General features: G+C 68.7%; 14 protein-coding genes. 5 read left to right on the top strand and 9 right to left on the bottom strand.

What is annotated here, in order from left to right:
- Window positions 1–5: 5 nt before the first annotated feature.
- Window positions 6–1,691, bottom strand: a complete 1,686-nt coding sequence (locus tag ABD732_RS03645) for an FAD-dependent oxidoreductase (RefSeq protein WP_344780692.1) — start codon at window positions 1,689–1,691, stop codon at window positions 6–8.
- Between the two features lie 101 nt (window positions 1,692–1,792).
- Between ABD732_RS03645 and ABD732_RS03640 the strand changes: the two genes are divergently transcribed.
- Window positions 1,793–2,626 (top strand): acyl-[acyl-carrier-protein] thioesterase, encoded by an 834-nt coding sequence (locus ABD732_RS03640; RefSeq protein ID WP_344780690.1) that lies wholly within the window; start codon window positions 1,793–1,795, stop codon window positions 2,624–2,626.
- A gap of 42 nt (window positions 2,627–2,668) precedes the next feature.
- Here ABD732_RS03640 and ABD732_RS03635 read toward each other — a convergent pair whose 3' ends face one another.
- The 3 genes from ABD732_RS03635 to ABD732_RS03625 form a co-directional block, all read right to left on the bottom strand.
- On the bottom strand, window positions 2,669–3,223 hold the full coding sequence (locus ABD732_RS03635; protein ID WP_344780688.1) for a DUF3558 domain-containing protein: 555 nt from the start codon (window positions 3,221–3,223) through the stop codon (window positions 2,669–2,671).
- Window positions 3,220–4,095 carry a DUF3558 family protein gene (locus ABD732_RS03630; protein WP_344780686.1) on the bottom strand — a complete coding sequence of 292 codons (876 nt, stop codon included), beginning with the start codon at window positions 4,093–4,095 and terminating at the stop codon, window positions 3,220–3,222. Before ABD732_RS03630 ends, ABD732_RS03635 begins: the two co-directional genes overlap by 4 nt.
- 142 nt (window positions 4,096–4,237) lie before the next feature.
- Window positions 4,238–4,624, bottom strand: coding sequence for an SHOCT domain-containing protein (locus ABD732_RS03625; RefSeq protein WP_344780684.1), 387 nt, complete (start codon window positions 4,622–4,624; stop codon window positions 4,238–4,240).
- A gap of 308 nt (window positions 4,625–4,932) precedes the next feature.
- Between ABD732_RS03625 and ABD732_RS03620 the strand changes: the two genes are divergently transcribed.
- The gene (locus ABD732_RS03620; protein WP_344780682.1) at window positions 4,933–5,385 is read left to right on the top strand and encodes a flavodoxin domain-containing protein; all 453 of its coding nucleotides are present in this window, start codon (window positions 4,933–4,935) and stop codon (window positions 5,383–5,385) included.
- Between the two features lies 1 nt (window position 5,386).
- Here ABD732_RS03620 and ABD732_RS03615 read toward each other — a convergent pair whose 3' ends face one another.
- Window positions 5,387–6,427: a DMT family transporter gene (locus ABD732_RS03615; RefSeq protein ID WP_344780680.1), complete on the bottom strand. Its 1,041-nt coding sequence runs from the start codon at window positions 6,425–6,427 to the stop codon at window positions 5,387–5,389.
- Window positions 6,428–6,444: 17 nt separating this feature from the next.
- Here ABD732_RS03615 and ABD732_RS03610 point away from each other — a divergent pair, with 17 nt between their 5' ends.
- The gene (locus ABD732_RS03610; RefSeq protein ID WP_344780678.1) at window positions 6,445–6,939 is read left to right on the top strand and encodes a nucleoside deaminase; all 495 of its coding nucleotides are present in this window, start codon (window positions 6,445–6,447) and stop codon (window positions 6,937–6,939) included.
- 9 nt (window positions 6,940–6,948) lie between these two features.
- On the opposite strand, the gene ABD732_RS03605 is transcribed toward ABD732_RS03610, so the two are convergent.
- From ABD732_RS03605 to ABD732_RS03595, 3 genes are all read right to left on the bottom strand, one after another.
- On the bottom strand, window positions 6,949–7,497 hold the full coding sequence (locus ABD732_RS03605; RefSeq protein WP_344780677.1) for an OsmC family protein: 549 nt from the start codon (window positions 7,495–7,497) through the stop codon (window positions 6,949–6,951).
- A gap of 95 nt (window positions 7,498–7,592) precedes the next feature.
- Window positions 7,593–11,837: a PE family protein gene (locus tag ABD732_RS03600; RefSeq protein WP_344780676.1), complete on the bottom strand. Its 4,245-nt coding sequence runs from the start codon at window positions 11,835–11,837 to the stop codon at window positions 7,593–7,595.
- Between the two features lie 222 nt (window positions 11,838–12,059).
- Window positions 12,060–20,300: a beta strand repeat-containing protein gene (locus ABD732_RS03595; RefSeq protein WP_344780675.1), complete on the bottom strand. Its 8,241-nt coding sequence runs from the start codon at window positions 20,298–20,300 to the stop codon at window positions 12,060–12,062.
- A 252-nt stretch (window positions 20,301–20,552) separates the two neighbouring features.
- On the opposite strand from ABD732_RS03595, the gene ABD732_RS03590 reads away from it, so the two are divergent.
- Window positions 20,553–20,831 carry a hypothetical protein gene (locus tag ABD732_RS03590; protein ID WP_344780674.1) on the top strand — a complete coding sequence of 93 codons (279 nt, stop codon included), beginning with the start codon at window positions 20,553–20,555 and terminating at the stop codon, window positions 20,829–20,831.
- Window positions 20,828–21,319, top strand: coding sequence for a SixA phosphatase family protein (locus ABD732_RS03585; RefSeq protein ID WP_344780673.1), 492 nt, complete (start codon window positions 20,828–20,830; stop codon window positions 21,317–21,319). Before ABD732_RS03590 ends, ABD732_RS03585 begins: the two co-directional genes overlap by 4 nt.
- 101 nt (window positions 21,320–21,420) lie before the next feature.
- Here ABD732_RS03585 and ABD732_RS03580 read toward each other — a convergent pair.
- On the bottom strand, window positions 21,421–22,977 hold a 1,557-nt coding region (locus tag ABD732_RS03580), incomplete at its 5' end, for a hypothetical protein (protein WP_344780672.1).

Genomic DNA, 22,977 nt, shown 5'->3' with positions numbered 1-22,977 from the left:
CGGGGTCATCCAACGGCCTCGTCGGGCTCGGTGCGCCGCGCTGTTGCTACGAGTTCGTCGACAGTCACGAGCTTCACTCTACGGCGGCCCGTTGCCTTCCCTGCGGCTCGCTCCTCGGCATCGATCCGCTTCCACCCGTCCAGGCCGACGCGCTCGGCACCGCGCGAGGTCACCAGGTCGGCGACGTCGTCGGCGGACAGCTCCGGTTCGGCCAGAGCGTCGCCTGCGAAGTCTGCGATGATCGCGGCCGCGGCCTGCTCGCCGCACAGCCGGTTGCGTCCGATGCCGCCGGTGGGGCCGCGCCGGATCCATCCGGCCACGTACAGGCCCGGCAGCACCGGGCCGTCGGGGCCGTCGGTGACGCGGGCGTCGGTGTTGGGGACCACGTTGCGGTCGCGGTCGAACGGCAAGCCGGGGATCGGCTGACCGCGGTAGCCCACCGACCGCACCACCACCGACGCGTCCACCTCGAAGGTCTCCGAGGTGGGGCTGGCCGCACCGCTGGGGGCGTACTCGTTGCGCATGCAGTGCACGCGCTGCACGGCGCCGTCGCCCTCCATCTCCAGCGGCGAGGCCAGGAAACGGAAGACGATCCGCTTGTTGCCCTCGGTGCGCGGGCGTTCGGAGAACTCCCGCGCAAGCCGGATCTTGGTGGCGACGGTGGAGTCGAGGGTGTCGTCGTCGAGCGCGCTCTGCGCCGCCTCGGACAGGGCGAGTTCCTCCGGTTCGATGACGACGTCGATGCCGTCCAGGTCGCCCAGCGACAGGAACTCGGAGTTGGTGAAGGCGGCGTGCTCGATGCCGCGCCGACCCAGTACCACCACCTCGCGGATCGACGACTCCCTCAGCGCCGCCAGGGCGTGGTCGGCGATGTCGGTGGTCCCCAGCACGTCGTCGTCCTCGAGGAGGATGCGGGCCACGTCGAGGGCGACGTTGCCGTTGCCGATCACCACCGCACGCTCGCCGCTCAGGTCGAAGGTGTGGTCGGTGTAGGCGGGGTGGCCGTTGTACCAGGCGACGAACTCGGTGGCCGCGAACGAGCCGGCCAGTTCCTCACCGGGGATGTTGAGCCGCCGGTCGTGCGGGGCGCCCACCGCGTAGAGGATGGCGCCGTACCGCGACGACAGCTCGTCGTGCGTGATGTGGGTGCCGACGTCGACGTTGAGGTGATAGGTGAAGTTCGCCTTGCGCTCGGTGCTCGCGAAGGTGCCCTCCACCCCCTTCGTCTTGGCGTGGTCGGGGGCGACGCCGGCGCGCACCAGCCCGTAGGGGGTGGGGAGCCGGTCGAACATGTGGACGCGGATCTGCCCGCGCTTGGCCAGCTCGCCTGCGGCGTAGAAAGCGGCCGGACCGGCGCCGACGATGGCCACGTCCAGCGTCTTGTCGGCGGGCAGTTTGGGTTGCTTCGGCGGACTGACGAAGCCGCCGTCGACGTCGTGGTCCTTGTAGTAGTCGGCGTTGATCTGCAGATACGGCTCGTCTTTGAGTTCGAGCTGATCGTCCGGGAGGATCGCGCTGACGGGACATTCATCGATACAGGCGCCGCAGTCGATGCAGGTCTCCGGATCGATGTACAGCATCTCGGCCGTGAGGAACTCGGGTTCGTCGGGCGTCGGGTGAATGCAGTTCACCGGACATACCTCGACGCAACTGGCATCGTTACAACAGGGCCTGGTGATCACATGGGCCATGACCGGTTCCTCGACTCCAACTGTGTAAGAACGTGTTCTAGTTTTCTACCTGAGAGTATCGTAACCAACGGTTTTCCGGCCACCCAGGGAAAGGTCCACCAATGCCCCCGAGCAAGCCGACCTCATCGGCGCCGCCCGAGTACTCACCGCTCGGCGACCGCAAGGAGGGTGCGCGGTTCTTCGAAGGGGACTACCGGGTGCGCACCGGCGACGTCGACCAGGAGATGCGCGTGCGGCTCGATGCCCTCGCCCGGTACCTGCAGGACGTCGCCAACGACAACATCGAAGCGACCGACTTCCGGGACTCCGATCCGTTCTGGATCGTGCGGCGGACCGTGATCGACGTCCTCGAGCCGATCACCTGGCCGTCGGACTTCCACGCCGAACGCTGGTGCGGGGCGCTGTCGACCCGCTGGACCAATATGCGCGTCCGGCTGACCGCCGACGGCAAGACCAACCGCTTCAACCCCGAGCCCCGCCCCAACGGTCACATCGAGACCGAAGCGTTCTGGATCAACGTCAACGAGCAGGGGATGCCCTCGCGCATCACCGATCTTGCGTTCGACATGCTCTCGCAGATGAACGACGAGCACCGGCTGCGCTGGCGGTCGATGAATCCCGAGCAGGCACCGGCCCCCGAAGAGGTGGAGCTTCCCGACCGCGAGCACATCCTGCGCTCGACCGACTTCGATCCGTTCAAGCACCTGAACAACGCCGCCTACCTGGAGGCCATCGAGGACGAGCTGGTCGACCACCAGGATCTGATCGACGGCCCGCACCGGCTGGTGATCGAGTACCTGCGCCCCATCACCCCGGGCATGCCGATCACCCTGCGCCGCAAGCGCATCGACGACTGCCTGTTCGTGTGGATGATGATTCCGTCCGATGACGACCTGGTGGCCGCGGCGACGGTCTCGGTGTTCCCGATCCCCTGACGCCGGCACCCGCCGGCCTCGCCGCAGCCGGCCCGCACGAGGTCAGCCGGCGCGGTCGAGCACCATCTCCATCAGCTTGATCGCGCCCTGGCACGGGTCGCCGGGCGGCGCCGAGTGCGGCTCCACCCACCACGTGATGGTGCCGCGGCCCGGTGACTTGCCCGTCACGCCGCACACGCCCGGCCGCGCCGGATCGCGCTGGGTGAACGCGGCCAGGCTGTGCACCTGAATGTTCTCGGTGGTGAAGCCGAGGCGCTGGGCCGTCCGCTTCTCCAGGTTGAAGTCGCCCCACTCGTACCAGGCGAGCGTGACGTCGATGATCGTCCCGCCGCCGACCACCCAGCGGCAGATGGCGCCGTTGAAGGCGCGGTCGGCGAACGTGCCGCCGACGGCCTCGGCGATCTGGCGTTCGGTCAGGATCTGGCATTCGGTGAGCAGCCCCTCGAACTGGCTGGTGTCGACGTTGCCCGTCTGCCCGCCTTCGGCGCCCACTCGTTTGGCGGTGCCGTCGGTGGTCATGGTGCAGGCCGTCGCACCGAGGAGCACCGCCACCGCCGCCGCGGCCGCCGCCGCGCGCCGGCGCACCGCCCGACTCACGAGGCACGCTCGATCGACGCGGCGGCCAGGTCCTTGGCCGCGTTGCAGAGGGTGGTCATGGACACGGTCTGCGCACCCAGGGTCTGCCGATCGGCGATGGAGATCTCGATGAAGTCGTTCTCGAACTGCACACCGACCTCGCAGATGGGTTCGTGCTTGGCGATGAATCCCGGGTATCCGGAGATCTCGATGTCTTCGGTGGGGTTCTCCCGGGTCAGCTGCTCGTGTCCGCGTTCGCGGCCGATGGGCGAGCCGCGGTACCAGTTGAACGACACCACCGGCCCGGCGCGCTGGGAACCGGCCCGCCATTCGCAGACAGACGGGTTGTCGATGAACAGCTGCAGCCCCTGGAACGTGGTGGCCGAGGCGACGTCCTCGAGCGTGAGGCCGCCGCACCGCTCGAACGACGGCCCCGTCCCGGCCTTCGGTGTGGCAGTGGTGTCCGCCTGGTCGTCGGCACCGTCGCCGCACGCGCCGAGGACCAGCGCGGCGGCCGTCGCCAGGACCAACATGGTCCCGCCGCGGAGGCGGTCGATCTGCCGGCGTTCCCGTTTGGTGGGTCGCCCCGCCCCGGGGTCGCGGCGCGGAATGCTCGCCAGCACCTCGCGCGGCGGCGGGGGCGGGCTGCGGTCGATGTAGCACTCGGCGGCCGCCGGGGCGGAGGTCCGTTTGCTGATGAGCTTGACCACCTCGAAGATCCGTTCGCGCCCGTGGATCCGCACGCGCACCTCGTCGCCGATGCCGACGGTGGTCGCCGGCTTCGCGGTGACGCCGTTGACCTGCACGTGTCCGCCGCGGCAGGCGGCCCCGGCAGCCGATCGCGTCTTGGTCAGCCGAACACCCCAGATCCAGCTGTCGACGCGCGTCGCCATGAGTCGCCCTTCCTTCTACGCTGACGTTCACTGTAGACGGGCGGCGTCACCGACAGGAGGGACGCGCGGTGCCCTCCGGAGATGCAGAACGCCCGGCGACTCGCACGGAGTCGCCGGGCGTCCCGGCCGTCGAAACGACAGATCAGGCGAGAGCCTTGGCCTTGATCGCCTCGAACTCGGTCTGCGTGATGGTGCCGGCGTCGAGCAGCGACTTGGCGGTCGCGATTTGATCGGCCGCTGTCGCCGTCCCGGCGGCTTCGCGGATGTACTCGCGCGCCTGCTGGTTGGCGGCGACCTGCGCGGCCTGCGAGCGCTCTGCCATGCCGCGCCCCCGGAAGACGATGTACGCGAACGCGGTGAGGTACGGGAATATCACCAGGAAGATGATCCACACGACCTTCCACCACACCGACAGCGTGTGATCGCGGAACAGGTCGGTCAGGACCATGAACAGCACGATCAGGTACGCGATGAACGCGAAGATCACGATGGTGTACCAGAGCACGTTCCACATATTTGCCCAGTCCACGGAGGGCCTCCTCTACTTCGAAAGAACGCCCCCCACTCGGTGGGCGCAAGCAAGCGCACCACAGCGATGCGATCTCGTCAATCACCTGACGAAACCGTGGTCAAAGCGTGATCCCGCCTCCCGGCACCCCGAGACGTGCATCACACGCCTAGCGGCTAACGCTCCACCGTTTCGCCTGGGTGCGCAACATCTCAGGGCGTCCGCTACCAGGCGTTATGGGGACAAAGTCCCTGTTGGAGATTCGACTTAACCGAAACGGTTACGCTACCGTATTTTCGTCATTCCACGAGGTAGGAGAGTCACCGATCATGGCTGCAGTCATTCTTTACGGCACAGAGACCGGCACCGCGGAGCTCGTGGCCGATGCGATCGCCGACGTGCTGGCGTCTGACTTCGATCCGTCGATCTACGACATGAGCGAGTTCGCGGCCGAGGACCTCGATCCCGAGGACTTCCTGGTGGTCGTCTGCTCCACCTACGGCGAGGGCGAGCTGCCGTCGGGCGCACTGCCGTTCGCCGACGAACTCGACGATGTGAAGCCGGATCTGTCGGGCATGCGCTTCGCCGTCTTCGGCATGGGCGACAGCGTCTACGACGACACCTTCAACCGCGGCGGCGAGATCATGGCGGAGATGCTGGCCAAGCTGGGCGCCACGCAGGTGGGCGAGCACCACCGGCACGATGCGTCGTCGACGATCAAGCCGACCGCCGCCGCCACCGAGTGGGCTGCCGGCGTCAAGAGCGTCATCGCCGAAGGCTGACCTACCCGGCCTGTAGAGGCGACGCTGCCGCGCGACGATCGACCTCGTCGCGCGGTTTCGCATCTCCGCGAATGGCGGAGTGCTGGGCCAGCTTCACGACCGCGATCGCGGCCAGCAGAAGGATCAGTGCGAGGAAGATCGAGGTGCCGATCCCGACGCGCAGGTTCTCCCCGAGCAGGATCACCGCCAGCCCCATCGAGACGGCCGGTTCGATGACGTTCATGGCCGGGAACGACGTCTGGATGTCGCCCGCGCCGAAGGATCTCTGCTGCGCGACCACCGCCAGTACCAGCACGATGGCCAGCAGGTAGATGTCGGGGTGCTGCATGAACTTCATCGGATCGTCGATGAAGTGCAGCGCCACGGATTTGATGAGCAGCGCGGCCACACCGAACAGGGCACCGGCGGCGATGCCGTAGAGCAGGGACCGGTAGTGCGCGTTGCGGCAGCGTTCGGCGAATACCACCAGCGCGATGAGCGCGATGATCAGCACGGTGACGGTGATGGCCATCAGGACCGGTGCCGCACGACGGTCACTGGGCACCGGGCGGGCGATCACCAGGAACAGCACCACGGAGCCGACCAGGACACCGCCCCAGCCCCAGTCCGAACGCGTGGGTCTGCGCTTGTCGATCTTCGCTTCCAGCGGCAACGCGAACAGCACCGCCAGCACCACGAGCGGCTGCACCAGCAGAATGGAACCGAGGCCCAGGGCCCACGCCTGAAAGCTGAATCCGATGATCGCGACCGCCGCGCCCAGCCACCATCCCTTGGTGATGGCTCCGGTCTGCCCGGAGGCCCGCTGGCGCAGCACGGTGCCCGTCGCGATCAGCGCTGCCGCTGCCACGGCAAGGAGTGCCGGTACCCAGGTATGCATCCTCTTCAGGCTATCGGCCGCACCCGGCCGCCGCTGCCCTACCCGCCTCTCCTCATCCGGTTGAGCGATGTCGTGCCGGTCGAGCGTGTCGTGCCGGTCGAGCGTGTCGTGCCGGTCGAGCGTGTCGTGCCGGTCGAGCGAAGTCGAGACCACCGCCGCCGCCACCGCGATACGGTCGACTCGTGATCCTCCGTGACCCCGCGCCCGAAGATCTCCCGTATCTGCGACGGTGCGTGACTCTGGCCCGGCATGCGGTGGAGGTGGGCGACGAACCGTTCGGCTCACTGCTGGTGCTCGACGGCGACACCCTGTTCGAGGACTTCAACCACGTCTCCGGCGGAGACAACACCCGCCACCCGGAGTTCGCGATCGCCCGCTGGGCGGCCGAGAACCTGACACCCGAGCAACGGCTGGCGGCCATGGTCTACACCTCCAACGAACACTGCCCGATGTGCGCGGCCGCGCACGCCTGGGTGGGGCTGGGTCGCATCGTCTACGCCGCCAGCTCGATCCACCTGCTGCAGTGGTGCCGCGAGTGGGAGTTGCCGGACGCCCCCGTGGCCCCGTTGCCGATCAATGCGGTGGCGCCGAGTCTGATCGTCGCTGGTCCCGCACCCGAACTCCTGGACGAGATCCGCGCGCTGCACGCGCAGTCCGCAGGCGTCACCATCTACTGACGGTTCAGGTCAGTCCTGATTGATCCGCAGTTCACTGGTCACCGGCGTCGGATTCACCGTGAGATCCAGGACCGGGCAGTGCGCTTCGACCACCCGCTGCAACTCGACGTAGCGGTCGGCGGTCTCCGGCCCCTGAACGTCCACCACCACGCGCACCTGTGTGAAACCCGGGCGCACCTCGTCGTCGAGCCCGAAGAAGCCGCGGACGTCGAGATCGCCTTCAGCGTGAAGTTTGATCGAGTCCACGACGATGCCCAGCCGCTGCGCCCAGAACCGGTAGGTGACCACCTGGCACGACAGCAGTCCCACCAGGTAGTACTCCACCGGGTTCGGCGCGGTGTCGGCACCGCCGAGCGTGGCCGGCTCGTCGACGGTCACACTGAACTTTCGGGCCGAGATCTCCGACGCGACACCGTCGGTCGCGAGACCGTCCGCGGCGAACACGGCGACGGCGTTCGTCGGGTTCTTGCCCACGGCGTCCGCGGTGGCCGCGGCGATCGCGTTGAGCGGGGTGTCGGCGGTCGCGGCGGGGATGTCGATCAGTTCTGAGGTCGTCATGTTCAGGACCCTAGGTACGCCGGACGCGCCCGACGAGGGTTGTGGTCATCGTGCGCCGAACCGTGAACAGCGCGGCGCCGGTCCTGCACCTCCCTTTAGGGACGGTTCTCCCCGTCCTCTCCGAGTACATCTTCAGCGAGCGCGGGGCCGAGCAGTGTCGCTGCCTCGCCATGCATTTCTGGAATGGCGTCACCAGAGCCTGTTCCAATGCCGCCGCGGCCCCCAGTCGCGTCCGACAGCAGGACCGAAGATTCCGGGCCGGTGGACGTCACCGTCGCTGCACCACCGTCACCGCCCGCTCCGTGAACGTCAGATACGGCGACGCCATCGCCACCTCCACCACCGCGAGCCAGTACCTGCGCAGCTTGTGCTCCCGGTCCGTTCACATCGATCACCGCGACTCCACCGGATCCTCCGGCCGAATACGTTTCTGTTCCGGCCCCGATCCCGGCTCCGCCGTCACCCCCGCGTGCGTCGGCGGTCGCAGCAGTCGACTCAGCTCCCGAGACGTTCACGGTGGCGGCACCACCGCCTCCACCTCGACCACCGGAACTGCCCGATCCCCCGTCACCCCCGGTTGAGAACCCTCGCTCGACGAATGCCCCGTCCGTTGCCTGGACAGTCACCTCGCCGCCGATGCCGCCGCGGGAATCGGTACCGGCGGCCGTCCCGCCCTGGCCCCCGACGAGGGCAGTCGTGTCTGCAGTCGCCCCAGCGAGGAGAAGGTTCGCGGCACCCCCGTTTCCGCCGGTTCCGCCGGCGTCGGCAGAACCACCGTCACCCGCGAACACCTGCGTCACACTCCCCGTCACACGCGCACCGTCGATCGCCTGGACGGTCGCGTCCGCACCGTCACCTCCGCGAGAACCGGTGCCGTCGGCCGCTCCACCGACACCTCCGCCGGCATTGACACTGTCCACCACGGCACCTGCGCCTTCGGCGACGAGGGCTCCGTCACCGCCATCGCCGCCCTGGCCGCCACCATTACCTGCGCCGCCTCGACCGCCCCAGATATCCGCGCGGTCGACCGCGATCCCCGCCGTGGCCGCGAGGCTTGCAGAGCCTCCGTCGCCCCCGGCGGAGTCGACACCATAGCCGGTGCCTCCGGCCCCACCCCGCACAAGTGACTGACTCACTTCGGTACCTGTGCCGTCGGCCACCAGAGTTGCATCACCACCGTTTCCACCGGCCCCACTCGTTCCCTGACCACCGGCACCACCGGCTGCAGTCGAGCCGTCAGCTTGTGCCCCGTCGGTGACCAGCACCGAGGCATTGCCACCATCCCCGCCGGTCGCGCTCCCGGCCGCGGTAGCTTCGGCGTCCCCGCCGTCACCACCGGTAGCGCCGGCACCGTCGCCGTCACCACCGCGCCCACCGGTCGCGGTCTTGTCCTGTATCTGGTTGCCGGCAGACGCGGAGATCGAAGCGTCTCCGCCATTGCCACCTGCGCCACCGTTGAGCCCCCCACCGCCGGCACCGCCATGAAGGACGATGTCAGCCAACTTGCCGCCCGTACTGGCCGAACTGGAGATCCAGAGTGTGCCATTTCCGCCATCGCCCCCGACGCTGCCGCTTCCCACGGCGTCACCGCCTGCACCACCGATCGCGGCGGCGGACGTCTCGACAAACCCATTAACACTCACTGAGCCGCCGTCCCCACCGGCACCACCGTCTGTCCCGGTGCCACCGGCACCCCCGACCAGTCCGTCTCCCGTGGCCGACACGGTGAAGTCACCCGGGAAGTTAGTGGAAGCTACGAGTCCGGCTGCGCCACCGTCGCCACCATTGCCGGTACCGACAGCGTCACCACCCCGACCCCCGGTCACAGAACCGGAGGTTTGCGCGGCACTACCGATAGCGACGGAGGATGCGCGACCGCCAGTGCCTCCCTGGCCGCCGACCGCTGTATCTGAGCCGTCACCACCGATTCCGCCCGCACCGCCGGTCACGGTCCCCGCCACCGTCCCGGAAGCAACTCCGGCGATCGACGCGCCACCACCGCCGCCGCCACCACCGCCGCCATGGCCAGGCCCGGCTGTAGTAGCACCGCCTCCAGATCCACCGATCCCGCCCCGGCCACCTAAGGCCACAGCGTCATCTACTCCCGGCCCCTCCCCCACGCTGCCGGCACCACCGCCGCCTCCGTCGCCGCCGTCCCCATGTGCACCCCCGTCGATACCGAAGCCCCCGGCGCCACCGACACCCCCCGCGCCACCGGCCTGCGAATTCAAGTAGTTGTCCACCAGGCCATCACCGCCTCCTCCCCCGGCGCCACCTGTTCCGCCGACACCACCGTCGACGCCGTTGATTCCGGCACCGCCGTTCCCGCCGTCACCGCCCCTTCCGCCATTGCCGGCAGTCGGCGTCACACCGCCACTGAATCCGACTCCGCCGGCTCCACCCGCGCCGCCCGTTCCGCCGGTCCCGTTCGGTCCGCGGTCGCCGCCGGCGTTCAGTCCACCGGCACCCGCCGCACCGCCGGAACCGCCGGTGCCTCCTTGACTGCCGGTCGGCGACCCCAGCGTTCCCGTGGCGCCGGCCGCTCCCCGGCCACCGGCGCCGCCATCACCGCCGGCACCGGAGTTCCAGCTCGCACCGGCTGTGCCCGCGCCACCGAACAGCCCGCCTGCACCCGCATCGCCGCCGATCCCCGAGGCACCTCCCATACCACCGGCACCGCCATTGCCGCCGTCGGCACCGGGAGCGATTCCGTCGCTGCCGTCACTGCCACGACCACCGGCACCACCTTGACCGCCGGCACCTCCGTTACCGCCGACGCCGAACAGCAAGCCGCCGTTGCCACCGGCACCACCGCGCCCACCAGCGGTTCCGTTCTGCCCGGCCAGCCCATTGACGCCGTCTCCGTTCACCGTCGCTCCATCAGCCCCGTCGACACCGGCCATACCCGCACCACCGGTCCCGCCGGCGCCGATCAGGCTCCCGAGCCCGAACAGACCCGTGGTGTCACCACCGCGACCACCGTCACCGCCCGCCGAACCGCTACCGCCCTGACCACCGATACCGAAGATCCAGCCCGCCGCATCGCCGCCGCGACCGCCACCCTCCGTGTCAGTGCCATCCGCACCCTGACCCCCGATGCCCATCAACCAGCCGCCGGTACCACCCGCACCGCCACCGGCGCCCCCGTCACCACCGGTGCCGAACATCCCGGCCATACCACCGGCCTGACCCGCAGCCCCCCTGCCGCCATTGCCGAACAACAAACCACCGTCACCGGCATCGCCGATCAAGGCCGCCGGCAAGAACTGCCCGATCAACGACGTATTCCCGCTGGTGTATTCGTGCTCACCATTGCCGATCAGATCCCGTCCCAACGCCAGCCGGAACGGGATATTGATCACCTGATTGATCGGCGCCGCGTAATAGATCCACGCCTGCCCGATGTCGTTGATCGGGTCGTAGATGAACTGCTGGAAGATGTACGGCAGCCCCTGACCACCGGACACCAGGGTCAGCACCTGCAATGGGTCACCGGTATTGAGCTCAGCCACCGCCGGGGCCGCCGCTGTACGCAGATCTTCCGGAGCACCGAACAACTGCCCACCCAGACGACGCCGCGGATCGAGCACCGCCGCCACCACCGCCGCCTGATTGAACAACACCAGCCCCTCGCCCCCGGCGCCACCCAGAATCGCCTGCAAAATCCCGGCGATACCCGACGGCTCCTCAGCAAGGCCCACCGTCTGCACCACACCCAACGTGTCCACAGCCTCGCCGCCATCAGGCGTGATCGACGTCGAGGTCACACCCGGAGAATCCGCCGTGATAATCCCCGCAGGCGGCGCCGTCAACTCACCGATCAGACCGGACAACTCATCTAACGCAGACTCACCCGGTCCCGCCGCGCCAGCCCCGCCCCCGCCGGCAGACTCCGAGTCGTCGGCCAGATCGCCCGGTAGAGCCGGCAGAACCGACTCCACGTCACCCCCGACCGCCGAAGCGGACGGCTCCTCGTCCTGGCCATCGACCCCCATGACAGCGTTGTCGCCCGCACCGGCCTGGTCGGCACCCGAACCATCAGACGCGGCGCCACCATCGGTATCCGAGTCGCCGCTGAAATCGGAAGTGCCGACGCCAGGACCATCGCCCGCGGCGCTGCCGTCACCGGCACCCGCCTCGTCAGAGCCACCACCCAGATCCGCAGGCACACCGGTGTCACCGCCACCGGCCTCCCCGGCACCACTGGAACTGTCGTCCACAATCGACGTGGTCGTACCGTCCGGCTCGGCCTGCGCCACCCCATGACCGCCGTAGAACACGACACTGAAACCCGCAGCCGCTGCGATCAGGCGGGCACGATGCTTACGCGGTGTCGACATCTCAAAACACCCCTAGCGTGGACACGCAACCCCACCCCAGGCGGATGAGATGTAAGTCACACCCTAGGCGTCTCTTATTCAGTTCTGAGGTTTTCCGGACATTCCAGGCGCTCCGCGACACCTGCAGCGTTGCAAATGCGCGTGGGGCAGTCGCTTGTCACGACTGCCCCACGCGCACTCGCGCTTGGCTATTGCCTCGCCGGGTTGCTGTTACCCGATCGGTCAGGGCCTGTTGATTCCGTTCAGCCCCACCGGGTGCTCGCCGCTGGCAGGCCCGTTCACCGTCACTGACTGTCCACCCATCGCCCCGGTGGTATTGCCGTTGCCGGTGCCGGTTCCTCCGGCTCCGCCGGTGGCGTCCGATACGTCCACCGGAGTGGACACCCCCGTCGAACTGACCGTCGCGGCGCCACCGTTGCCACCCCTTCCATGGGAAGCGGCCGTGGCGACCCCGTTTCCACCCGCGCCGCCGGCTGCACCGGTGCTCACGATGCTGGCACCCGGCCCGGTGGCATTGAGGGCGGCAGCACCTCCGACCCCACCCTGCGAGAATGCACTCGAGGTGGGATGGACACCGGTGCCCGAACCTCCGGATCCGCCGTCCGCGGTGACGTCGGCGACTACCGCACCTGCACCATCTGCGGTCAGGGTGGCGGCGCCGCCATTAGCACCCTTACCGCCGGCATTGCTTGCACCGCCGGCTCCGCCGCGGACCGTCGCTTCGCTGACGGACGCCCCCGACATGGCGTTCAGCGTCGACGCACCGCCATTGCCGGCTGTGGAACCGACACCGTCGCCGGCACCACCGTTACCGCCCTCGAGCCGAACGCCCTCGACGTCGGTGCCTGCTCCGTCTGCCGTCAGACTGGCGTTACCACCATTCCCGGCGTTCAGCCCTGCACCGGCAGATCCGCCTATGACGATCGCCTCGGACACGACGGCTCCGTTGTTGGCTTCGATCTTCCCACTACCGCCTACCTTGGTGGCCGTGCTTTCTCCCGCGATCGCTTCACTGTCGCGGATCTGCCCACCATTGGTATAGATCGTCGAGGAACGTCCACTGGCACCGGTTGCGCCATTACTGGCCGAGGCGAAGACGTCGTCGATCACATCGTTGTCCTGATGGGCTCGGATCTTGGCTTCGCCGCCGGCATTACCGTTGACACCACCCTGACCTGCTCCACCGTTGCCGCCGAGCGCTTCTCCCACCGCCGTGCTGTTCTTACCCCAGGCATGAACCGTGCCGGCAGAACCATTGCCACCCTTCACGGCCGCCCCGCCAGCATCCAGCCCGTCACCGGTACCGCCGTCGCCACCCAGCCCTTCCCCCTGTGCGAGCGAGTCGCTGCCTGCGCTGTAGACCTGACCGAGACCTCCGTTGCCGCCCCTGCCGCCATTACTGCCAGAGCCGCCGTTGCCGCCAGTGGCGATTCCGCCGGCTTCTCCTCCGTCGTTGATGTCGACAGCAGCGTCGTTCGTTCCGACGAGGATTACTCCGTATCCGCCGTCGCCGCCCGTGCCGCCGGAGGTCGCTGACCCTCCGCTGCCGCCGGTCGCGGTTCCGGAAGCCGTTCCATTGATCCCACCACCCTGATACCCGACTTGCACTGCCGCACCGTTGCCGTTGCCGCCGACGCTGCCGGCACCGTCTGCGGTGCCGCCGTTGCCGCCGATTCCGGTACCCGTTGCTGTGCTGCCCTTCATCTGGGCAAAGAGCCCGCCCTCGGCGCCATTGCCACCTCGTCCTCCGTCGGTGGCAGCGCCGCCGTGGCCGCCCTGCCCGATGCCCGCTGCTTCAGCACCTTCCTGGTACGCGCGGATCAGGCCGGCACCGGCGTTACCACCGACGCTGCCGACACCGGTGGCGATGCCGCCGGTACCGCCGGTCGCAGTTCCGTCCGCCACGCTGGAAACCCCACTGGCCTGCAGTTCACTGAACCCTCCGTTACCGCCCCGGCCGCCGTTGACTCCCGTTCCGCCGGCGCCGCCGGTTGCGGCGCCCTTCACCTCGCTGCCGGGTTGGCTGGCGACGGCCTGAGCGTTGCCGCCGTTACCGCCGGTGCCGCTGATACCCGCGCCACCGGCACCACCGGTGGCAGTCGCGTCATCGGCCAGACCACCGCCGGAACCCTGAACCAAGGCATTGCCGCCATTGCCGCCAATCGCGGTGCCCGACGATGTGAGCGAGGCGTTGCCGCCGACTCCGCCGGTGGCGCCACTCCCGGTACCCGTGCCACCGGTACCGCCTCTCGCAGAGGAGTCGTCGATGTCGACACCCGCAGACGCGGTGATCGACGCGCTTCCCCCGGCGCCGCCGGTACCGCCGTTCACGCCTTCACCGGCGCCTCCACCTTGTGCATGGCTGTCGGTGACCGTGCCACCGGTCTTTGCCTCCACTCTTGCACCACCGCCCACCGCAGTGTCAGTGCTGGTTCCGGCGATCGCAGAACTATCCGTGACGGTACCTCCGGTGGCCTGGACCGTGCCCTGCTGCCCGTTGATCGCCCCGGCAGCATCACTGCCGGTGGCTATGCCACCGTAGATGTTCCCTCCGCCAGGACCGACGTTCACCGACCCCTGACCGCCAAGGCCCTCCCCGAGGCTCGGATCCGCCGTGGCACCGTTGACACCGCCTTTTCCGCCGGTGGCCGTGCCATCAGCCGAACTGCCCGGTGAGGACAGTCTGTTCGTCGCCACGACACCACTGTTGCCGCGACCGCCGACTTGCCCGTCTCCGTCGCCCAGACCTCCGTTGCCGCCGGTCGCTTTTCCGGTCGCCGTTGTATAAGTGCCACCGGCATAGATCTGGCCTGTCGACCCGGCACCACCCGTACCACCGTTGTTTCCGTCGCCACCGCGGCCACCCCGGGCTTCTCCTGATGCCTGCCCATGGGTCGTCGGAATCGGACCACTGCTACCGGCATAGGCATCGCCACCGACGAGAATCGAGCCTAGCCCGCCGGCTCCACCCCGGCTTCCGGCACTGAGCGCGTCCCCTCCGTCTCCACCGACCGCTACACCGTCGGCCACACCGTTGGCGCCGCCCCCGCTGTAGCCCACCTGGACCGATCCACCTGAGCCGTTGCCGCCGACACTGGCCGCACCGTTCGCGCTGCCGCCATTGCCGCCGAAACCGACACCGGTGGCTGCACTGTCGGCGGCAAAGGTGAACACACCGCCGTTGGCGCCGTTGCCGCCGGTGCCACCGTTGGTCGCATTACCGCCGTTTCCGCCGGTTCCCACGCCCGTCGCCGACGCGGTCTCGCTGCTACTCCAGACGCGGCCAGCGCCGCCGTTGCCGCCGACGCTCCCTGCACCATCGGCGTTGCCACCATCGCCGCCGACCGACGGCACTATCTCGCCATCGTCGTCGACACCGCTCGTGGCCGTGCTGTTGACGCCGCTGGCCCAGACCTCGCCGAAGCCGCCGACTCCGCCCTGGCCGCCGTTGGTTCCTGCTCCGCCGGTGCCACCCTGGGCAGCGCCGGTCGCGCTACTTCCCGCTGCGGACGCATCGACGTCACCACGACCGCCGGAGCCGCCGATACTTCCTGAACCTGTGGCATCACCTCCCGCGCCGCCGGCCGCGGTACCCGCGGCTTCACTGCCGACCCCGCCCGCGTGAACCTGGCCTTCGGCACCCGCCCCACCGGTACCGCCATCCTCGCCCCGGCCGCCGTCACCGCCGACAGCTCCGGCGCCGGTAGCGGTCGCGCTGCCTCCGGCCTGGCTGAGGACGCGACCCCGGGCACCGTCACCTCCGGTGCCGGTGCCGACCGCATCTCCGCCGTCGCCACCGGTGGCCGAGCCACCTGCCGTCGTTCCGGCAACCCCCTGACCGGAAGCAAAGATCTCGCCATTGCCACCTTTGCCACCGTCGCCACCTGCATCGCTCCCCGACGCGTTGCCGCCGACGCCACCGGCCCCACCGAGAGCAGTCCCCGATGCGGAACCACCACCGTCAGCGCCGATCAGCGCCTGTCCGCCGGCACCGCCGTCACCGCCGCGCGTAGGACCGTCGTTCAGACCACCGTGACCGCCATTGCCACCCTGCGCGGAGGCATCGTCGACGGTGCTGCCCGATGGGGTGCCGTAGTCGTACACGCCGACCCAGCCCTGACCGCCGGCGCCACCGTCACCTCCGAGCCCGTTTCCGCCGTCACCTCCGGTAGCCGAACCACCCGTCGTCACGCCGTTCAATCCAGTGACCTGGGCCGTACCGCCGTCGCCTCCCGTGGCGCCAGCAGCATCCGCGTCACCACCATCGCCACCGGTGGCCGTCCCCGACGACGACGAATCAGCATTGACAGCCATCACCAGGCCGTAGCCACCATCGCCACCGGTACCACCGTTGGAACCGTCACCACCGTCGCCACCGGTCGCAGTGCCGGCCGCGCTGGAGTTTGCACCCGATGTCTGCAGCCACGCATCACCACCGGCCCCGCCGGCACTTCCCGCACCAACGGCGTCACCGCCCGCGCCACCTGTCGCGGTGCCGTCAGCACTCGCGCCCGCACCATCGGCAATTACTTCAGCGACGCCGCCGTTGCCACCTACACCGCCAGCGCTTCCCTCACCGCCGTCGCCGCCGGCAGCACCGGCCGTCGTGACTGTGCCGCCATTGACCGCCGCCAATCCGGCGCCGCCGCCGTTGCCGCCGGTGCCGGTGCCGGTCGAATCTCCACCCGCACCACCGGTTGCGTCTCCGTTGACCGTGCTCCCCACTCCCACGATGATCCCTGCGCCACCGCCGGTACCTCCATGCCCGCCTGTTTCGGTGTCTGAGGCATCACCACCCTGGCCACCGGCCCCACCGGTCGCAGTTCCGTCGACCGCACCGCCGCTCCCGACAATGAGTGCGGCGCCGCCACCGCCACCGCCGCCACCGCCACCGAGCCCGGGCGCGGCGGCGGTACCTGCACTACCGGAGCCACCGGCGCCACCCTGGCCACCGACCACTCCGGAGTCGCCGGACACAGTGCCATTCAGAACCTCGAATTCGTATCCGTCACCACCGCTCCCACCAGAGCCACCCGCACCGTGCGCACCGCCGTCGGTGCCGTACCCACCGGTTCCCCCGGTTCCACCGGTTCCACCGGACTGGGGCACCACCCAGTCGCTCACGCCGCCACCGTCACCGCCGGCGCCGCCAACACCGCCGGCCCCGCCGTTGCCGCCGCCAACTCCTCCAACCCCGGCGCCGCCGTTGCCACCGGTACCTCCTGTGCCACCGCTCCCAGCGACAGTCGTGCCGCCACCGCTGTAGCCAACGCCGCCGGCACCACCGCTACCGCCATCGCCACCAAGACCGTTGGCACCGCTGGATCCGTCGACGTTCAGCCCGCCGACCCCGGCAGCACCGCCGGTACCACCGTCGCCGCCGGCACCACCGTCGATCGACGTCGGGGTTCCGGCAACGCCGGCCGCACCCGCTCCGCCGACTCCGCCGTTACCGCCCGCGCCCGCGGTGCCGTTGAGATCGCTAGGAGTTCCATCGCCGTTCAGGCCGCCGGCACCCGCGTTGCCACCGCTACCACCGGCGCCGCCGGTACCACCATCGACGTTGCTGCCACCGATGGCGCCGTCGCCGCCGTCACCGCCGCGACCACCGTCTCCGCCGTAGCCGGCATTACCGGCGTTACCCGACGCTCCACCGGCCAAGCCGGCGTTACCACCCGCGCCGCCGCTGCCGCCGTCGCCGCCGGCGGCACCGGCTTCGCCCCAGGCCCAGCCGTCAACGCCATCGGCGCCGTCCGCGCCCGCGCCACCGGATCCACCGTTGCCGCCGTCGCCGTCAGCACCATCGGTGCCACCGGCACCGACACCAGCCAGACCACCGACCCCACCGGTGCCGCCATTACCGCCAGCACCGCCATCTTCGCCGTAAGCCCACCCGGCAGCACCGTCGCCGCCATTGCCGCCGACACCACCGGCGCCACCGGAACCAGCCGTGCCGTCCGCGCCCTCCGTGCCACCGCCCACACCGGCGTTGCCACCGTCGCCACCGTTGCCGCCGGCACCGCCGTCTTCGCCTGCGGCACCCGCGGGATACCCGTGGTCACCATTTCGGCCGTCAGCACCGGCACCACCCGATCCACCGTTGCCGCCGCGGCCATCAACGCCATCAGTGCCACCGGCACCGACACCAGCCACACCACCGGCACCACCGGTGCCGCCATTACCGCCAGCACCACCGTCTTCGCCGTAGGCCCACCCGGCAGCACCGTCGCCACCGTTGCCGCCGACACCGCCGGCGCCACCGGAACCAGCCGAGCCGTCCGCGCCCGCCGTGCCACCGCCCACACCGGCGTTGCCACCGTCGCCACCGTTGCCGCCGGCACCGCCGTCTTCGCCTGCGACCCCCGCGGGATACCCGTGGTCACCATTTCGGCCGTCAGCACCGGCACCACCGGCACCACCGTTGCCGCCGCGGCCGTCAGTGCCGTCAGTGCCACCGGCACCGACACCAGCTGCACCGCCGGCGGCACCGTTACCGCCGTCACCGCCCGCGCCACCGTTCTCGCCGTAAGCCCAACCGTCAAGACCGTCGCGACCGTGGCCGCCGTGGCCGCCGGCACCACCGTCGCCGGCGATTCCGTCGTAGTTGCTGGCCGAGCCGTCGGCGTTCAGGCCGCCAATGCCTGCGTCGCCGCCGGTTCCGCCTGCGGCACCGTCACTGCCGTCGGCACCCGCGATCGCACCATCAAGACCGTTCGCGCCAGCACCGCCGGCGCCACCGTTACCGCCGTATCCGGCGTTCGAACTGGAGCCCGCACTACCCGATCGGCCAAGAAGACTGCCGGACCCGCCGCTACCGCCGACACCGGCATCGCCGCCTGTGCCGCCGGAACCGCCGCTGCCGCCGACCTGCCCCGGAGTCACACCGGCGGCGCCGTCGCTGCCGTCGCCACCGGAGCCGCCCTGGCCGCCTGCTCCGCCGGTGCCGCCGATGCCGAACAGCCACCCGCCGTTGCCGCCGGCACCGCCCGCACCTCCGGCAGTGCCGTCCAGGCCGTCGTGGCCGTCAACGCCGTCTCCGGTCACCGTCGCTCCATCAGCCCCGTTGACGCCGGCCGCACCGGTGCCGCCATTACCGCCTGCGCCGATCAGGCTCCCGAGCCCGAACAGACCCGTGGTGTCACCACCGGTTCCGCCGTCACCGCCTGCCGAACCATCACCGCCCTGACCGCCGATACCGAAGATCCAGCCCGCCGCATCACCGCCACGACCACCACCGCCGGTGGCCGTGCCATCCGCACCCTGACCACCCACACCCATCAACCAGCCACCGGTACCACCCGCGCCACCACCAGCACCGCCCGCGCCACCGGTACCGAACATCCCAGCCATACCGCCAGCCTGCCCCGCCGCGCCCACACCGCCGTTACCGAACAAGAAGCCGCCGTCACCGGCATCACCGATCAACTCGGCGGGCAGGAACTGCCCGATCAACGACGTATTACCACCGGCGTAGCCGTTCACACCGTTGCCGATCAGGTCACGGCCGAGTGCCAGCTGGAACGGGAAGTTGATCACCTGATTGATCGGCGCCGCGTAATAGATCCACGCCTGCCCAATATCGTTGACCGGGTCGTAAATGAACTGCTGGAAGATATACGGCAGCCCCTGACCACCCGACACCAACGACAACACCTGCAACGGATCACCAGCATTGAGCTCAGCCACCGCCGGAGTCGCCGCCGTCCGCAAATCCTCCGGCACACCGAACAACTGCCCACCCAACCGACGCCGCGGATCCAACACCGCCGCCACCACCGCAGACTGATTGAACAACACCAGGCCCTCACCCCCGGCACCACCCAAAATCGCCTGCAAAATCCCGGCAATCCCCGACGGCTCCTCAGCAAGGCCCACCGTCTGCACCACACCCAACGTGTCCACAGCCTCGCCGCCATCAGGCGTGATCGACGTCGAGGTCACACCCGGAGAATCCGCCGTGATAATCCCCGCAGGCGGCGCCGTCAACTCACCGATCAAACCCGACAACTCATCCAACGCAGACTCACCCGACCCCGACCCGCTGGAACCGCCCTCACCGGCAGACCCCGAACCGTCAGTCAGATCCGGCAACACCGTCCCGAGCCCACCGCCGGCGCTCTGCTCGGACGGATCGTCCTCGTCCTCAGCATCGACCCCGGCAAAGCTATCGCCACCCACACCGGCCTGGCCGGGATCCGAACCACCGGCCGCACCGCCCTCGTCGTCAGCGCCGACTGCACTGTCGTCGCTGCCGCCCGACGGATCAGACGTTCCATCCGCATCGCCGGACAGACCGGTACCCCCGGCGCTCTCCTGATCGGCGCTACCGGCACCCTCGTCCACGATCGATGTGGTCGGCTCGTCCGGTTCGGCCTGGGCGACTCCATGACCGCCGTAGAACACGACGCTGAAACCAGCAGCCGCAGCGATCAGCCGAGCACGATGCTTCTTGGGAATCGACATGTGAGGTCACTCCTGGGTGTTGATCCGGCCTCAACCCGGGTGAGAGGTACGTCACATTCAATACCTTCTCTCAGGAACAGCTCAGGATTTTTGTGCTGTCGGGCCGACGAGAGCGACGAATTCACCTGTTAAACCGTCACCAGATTTGGGGCCAACCGGCAAAGTCGGTTCAGGGGAAGTCACCACCCGGGGCTGGACACCACTCACGTGCGCCTCCCCCGGTTTGTCGGCGGCACGCTCTACCGTTAAAGCATGGAGTATCGGACTCAGCTCGAAAGCCTCATGACGCTCTCGGCCGACGCGATCGCACAGGCCTGCGCCGGTGAACGCATCAACAGCCTCGTGACTCAGTGCTACGACGAGTACCTCGAGCTGCGCGAACTCGCTGAGGAAGCCCGCGACGGTGCCACAAGCGAACGCTTCGACTTCTTCATGCAGGAGGCCTCCGCCTGGCGGGACACCGCTCGGGTGCTGCGCGAGATGAACGCCGAACTGCAGGGCACCTCCGTCCGCCAGGCCCGCTCGGCGTGAGCACCGCGCCGCGGACCCTGGTGCTGCTGCGGCACGGCAAGTCCGGGTACCCCGCCGGAGCCGCAGACCACGACCGCCCCCTCGCCGACCGCGGACGCCGCCAAGCCGCCCTCGCCGGCCAATGGATCGCAGATCATGGCCTCGACATCGACGCCGTGATCTGCTCGACGGCGCAGCGCACCCGGGAGACGCTCGAGCGCACAGGAATCGGCGCCCCGACCGTGTTCACCGACGACATCTACGAAAACTCGCCCGAGGACATCCTCGAAGCGATCCGGACGCATGCCCCCGCCGACGCATCGACGGTGCTGGTGGTCGGCCACTTCCCCGGTCTCCCGGGCACCGCACTCACCCTCGACGGCGCTGCCGAGATCACCGGCTTCCCCACCTCCGCCTACGCGGTGCTGTCCATCGGGGTGCCGTGGGACCGGATCGGCGTGGACGTCGACCCCGACGCCAAACTGACCGACTTGCGCGTCCCACGCTGAACTCGGGGTGCTGCTGCCTGGGCTGAGGGGGAAGAATGACGTGACACAAAAAGGTGGGGCGGCCGAAGCCGCCCCACCTTTTTCTACCTGGAGGCCGTCAGTTAGGCGTTGACCTCCGGCGCCGTCGGAATCGGCAGATTCTGCGACGAGTTGTCCGCACGATGAGCAGTGACGTACCCGGGCTCGTCGAACGACAGCGACGTCACCTCTCCGGTGACGATGTAGTCGGCGTATTCACCGGACATCAGGTCCACGACACGAACCGTGGAAGTGGTGATCCCGTCGTTCCCATCTGTCTCAGTCGACAACACCGCGGCAGCGATCGAGGTGGTCTCGTCAGCTGCGTAAAGGCCGCCGGCAGACGGCCCGTCATACAGTTCGATGTCAGTCCCCGGCACCTGACTGCCATCAGCGCCGACGACGATGCGCGTAATGCGGGAATTCATCGCCTCTATCGAGTCGCTTCCGGCCGACACACTGAGATGCTGAAGAATCAGTACACGACCGTCAGAGCTATCGCCGATCACCACCGGCATCACGTAATCGAGCCAATCATAGGTCATGTTGCTGTCAGGGTCGATTCTCAGCACCCCAGCCAGTTCCCCCTCGTACACCCTCTCGACGTCCGAGTCCGGGCCCGCGATCGAGAATGCGTAGGGCGTGCTGCTTACAGTGATGAGACGATCATCGCCGTCGTAGGTGACTCCGGTGACCGGTTCACCCTCCGCAAGCCCGTACAGATTTCCGCTGTCACCAATGGCGTTTACCCCCCTCGTGCCTGCAGGGAGCTCGACGACCGATCCGTCCATCCATGCCTGACTCCCTCCCGGATGGATTCCGGCCACCGCAAAGTGCTGGCCGTTCCGAGAGGTGAGAACTCTGGGCTCGTCACCATGCTGAGCGTTCAGATGAACGTGGTCGACCTCGCCAGTGTGGAGATCGACAACCGTCACCCAAGTGCCCGCAGCAGGGGTCTCAACGTCCTGATCGGACAAGAAGTTGGCGGCATGAAATGCGCTCGCGCCGGACACCGTGGTGGTGACGTAGTAGTACCTATCGTCTTCCCCGAAGTGACCCGAGAACGATCCCGAATCGTCGTAGTCTCCCGGGAGCGACACCGAAATGGGGGCGCCCCCATCCGTGCTGACGAGAGTGAGGGTGTTTCCCTCGATCGTCGGATCTACTTCATAGTTGATAGTCGGCACAATCCCGGCACCGGGATCGACCGTCACCGACGCCGACGCACCCTCAGGATCAGTCGCAGTCACCACGAACGGCGTGTACTGACCATCAGTCCCCGGGGCATAGACGAAAATCCCGTCGGTACCGCGGAACGCCAGCTTCTCCCCGGTCGCAGCATTCTCAAACACCGGCACCCCGAAGAACGTCTCACCCGAATCAGTCCACTCACTACCGATCGAATACGTCAGATCACCGCCCTCTGGATCGGTGAACACATCCGTGACATTGCCAGCCACCAAACCGTGCTCGGCATCAGGAGCACCCACGGCCACCTTGGACTCATCGACAACCGGAGCCTGATTGACCGGCGCCACAATCCCGGCACCGGGATCGACCGTCACCGACGCCGACGCACCCTCAGGATCAGTCGCAGTCACCACGAACGGCGTGTACTGACCATCAGTCCCCGGGGCATA

The sequence above is a fragment of the Gordonia caeni genome (assembly GCF_039537105.1).
Taxonomy (GTDB): domain Bacteria; phylum Actinomycetota; class Actinomycetes; order Mycobacteriales; family Mycobacteriaceae; genus Gordonia; species Gordonia caeni.
The sequence above is the reverse complement of the archived record's forward strand: the minus strand, read 5'-3'. Positions and strand labels throughout refer to the sequence as shown.